General features: G+C 50.8%; 1 rRNA gene. It reads left to right on the plus strand.

The features are described 5' to 3' along the window. Positions 1-152: 152 nt before the first annotated feature. Positions 153-3,040, plus strand: a 23S ribosomal RNA gene (locus tag RH46_RS04695). The last annotated feature ends 32 nt before the right edge of the window (positions 3,041-3,072 follow it).

The following is a 3,072-nucleotide window of genomic DNA, read 5'->3' on the forward strand; positions in this document are numbered from 1 at the left end:
GAATCTTTATGATTTAGGTACCAACACACATTCAAGTGTTCTTGGAAGTAACGAAAGTTACTTATATTTGAGTCCGGCAAAATCGTGTCTGCACATGTATAAAAATGCAGACAACTTTGGTTGTTTGACGTAAAGACCCTTTGGGGTTGTATGGTTAAGTGACTAAGCGTACACGGTGGATGCCTTGGCAGTCAGAGGCGATGAAAGACGTATTAACTTGCGATAAGCCCAGATTAGGTAGTAAAAACCATTTGAGTCTGGGATTTCTGAATGGGGAAACCCACTCGCATAAGCGAGTATCGCTGCGTGAATACATAGCGCAGCGAGGCGAACCGGGGGAACTGAAACATCTAAGTACCCCGAGGAAAAGAAATCAACCGAGATTCCGAAAGTAGCGGCGAGCGAAATTGGACTAGCCCTTAAGCTTTTAATGAGACAGGTGAAGGCTCTGGAAAGTGCCGCGATACAGGGTGATAGCCCCGTAACCGACATCTCATCATCAGTGAAATCGAGTAGGGCGGGACACGTGATATCCTGTCTGAATATGGGGGGACCATCCTCCAAGGCTAAATACTACTGACTGACCGATAGTGAACCAGTACCGTGAGGGAAAGGCGAAAAGAACCCCTGTGAGGGGAGTGAAATAGAACCTGAAACCGTGTACGTACAAGCAGTAGGAGCACCTTCGTGGTGTGACTGCGTACCTTTTGTATAATGGGTCAGCGACTTATATTCAGTAGCAAGGTTAACCATCTAGGGGAGCCGTAGAGAAATCGAGTCTTAACTGGGCGTCGAGTTGCTGGATATAGACCCGAAACCAGGTGATCTAGCCATGGGCAGGTTGAAGGTTGAGTAACATCAACTGGAGGACCGAACCGACTAATGTTGAAAAATTAGCGGATGACTTGTGGCTAGGGGTGAAAGGCCAATCAAACCTGGAGATAGCTGGTTCTCCCCGAAATCTATTTAGGTAGAGCCTCGGACGAATACTACTGGGGGTAGAGCACTGTTAAGGCTAGGGGGTCATCCCGACTTACCAACCCTTTGCAAACTCCGAATACCAGTAAGTACTATCCGGGAGACACACGGCGGGTGCTAACGTCCGTCGTGGAGAGGGAAACAACCCAGACCGCCAGCTAAGGTCCCAAATTATAGCTAAGTGGGAAACGATGTGGGAAGGCTTAGACAGCTAGGATGTTGGCTTAGAAGCAGCCATCATTTAAAGAAAGCGTAATAGCTCACTAGTCGAGTCGGCCTGCGCGGAAGATGTAACGGGGCTAAGCTATAAACCGAAGCTGCGGCAATGACTTTAGTCATTGGGTAGGGGAGCGTTCTGTAAGCCGTTGAAGGTGTGTTGTAAAGCATGCTGGAGGTATCAGAAGTGCGAATGCTGACATGAGTAACGATAAAGGGGGTGAAAAACCTCCTCGCCGGAAGACCAAGGGTTCCTGTCCAACGTTAATCGGGGCAGGGTAAGTCGACCCCTAAGGCGAGGCCGAAAGGCGTAGTCGATGGGAAACGGGTTAATATTCCCGTACTTCTTACAATTGCGATGGGGGGACGGAGAAGGCTAGGTGGGCCTGGCGACGGTTGTCCAGGTTCAAGTGCGTAGGCTTGAGAGTTAGGTAAATCCGGCTCTCTTTAAGGCTGAGACACGATGTCGAGCTACTACGGTAGTGAAGTCATTGATGCCATGCTTCCAGGAAAAGCCTCTAAGCTTCAGATTGTAAGGAATCGTACCCCAAACCGACACAGGTGGTCGGGTAGAGAATACCAAGGCGCTTGAGAGAACTCGGGTGAAGGAACTAGGCAAAATGGTACCGTAACTTCGGGAGAAGGTACGCTTCTGACGGTGAAGTCCCTTGCGGATGGAGCTATCGGAAGTCGCAGATACCAGGTGGCTGCAACTGTTTATTAAAAACACAGCACTGTGCAAAATCGTAAGATGACGTATACGGTGTGACGCCTGCCCGGTGCCGGAAGGTTAATTGATGGGGTTAGACGTAAGTCGAAGCTCTTGATCGAAGCCCCGGTAAACGGCGGCCGTAACTATAACGGTCCTAAGGTAGCGAAATTCCTTGTCGGGTAAGTTCCGACCTGCACGAATGGCGTAATGATGGCCACGCTGTCTCCACCCGAGACTCAGTGAAATTGAAATCGCTGTGAAGATGCAGTGTACCCGCGGCTAGACGGAAAGACCCCGTGAACCTTTACTACAGCTTGGCACTGAACATTGACCCTACATGTGTAGGATAGGTGGGAGGCTTTGAAACCGGTACGCCAGTATCGGTGGAGCCGTCCTTGAAATACCACCCTTGTAGTGTTGATGTTCTAACGTTGACCCCTTATCGGGGTTGCGGACAGTGCCTGGTGGGTAGTTTGACTGGGGCGGTCTCCTCCCAAAGAGTAACGGAGGAGCACGAAGGTGGGCTAATCACGGTTGGACATCGTGAGGTTAGTGCAATGGCATAAGCCCGCTTGACTGCGAGAATGACAATTCGAGCAGGTGCGAAAGCAGGTCATAGTGATCCGGTGGTTCTGAATGGAAGGGCCATCGCTCAACGGATAAAAGGTACTCCGGGGATAACAGGCTGATACCGCCCAAGAGTTCATATCGACGGCGGTGTTTGGCACCTCGATGTCGGCTCATCACATCCTGGGGCTGAAGTCGGTCCCAAGGGTATGGCTGTTCGCCATTTAAAGTGGTACGCGAGCTGGGTTTAGAACGTCGTGAGACAGTTCGGTCCCTATCTGCCGTGGGCGTTGGAAGATTGAAGGGGGCTGCTCCTAGTACGAGAGGACCGGAGTGGACGAACCTCTGGTGTTCGGGTTGTGTCGCCAGACGCATTGCCCGGTAGCTAAGTTCGGAATCGATAACCGCTGAAAGCATCTAAGCGGGAAGCGAGCCCTGAGATGAGTCTTCCCTGACCCCTTGAGGGTCCTAAAGGGTTGTTCGAGACTAGAACGTTGATAGGCAGGGTGTGTAAGCGTTGTGAGGCGTTGAGCTAACCTGTACTAATTGCCCGTGAGGCTTAACCATACAACACCCAAAGGGTTTTGATGGACTCAAAG

Origin of the sequence: Vibrio brasiliensis LMG 20546 (assembly GCF_000189255.1) — a bacterium.
GTDB lineage: Bacteria > Pseudomonadota > Gammaproteobacteria > Enterobacterales > Vibrionaceae > Vibrio > Vibrio brasiliensis.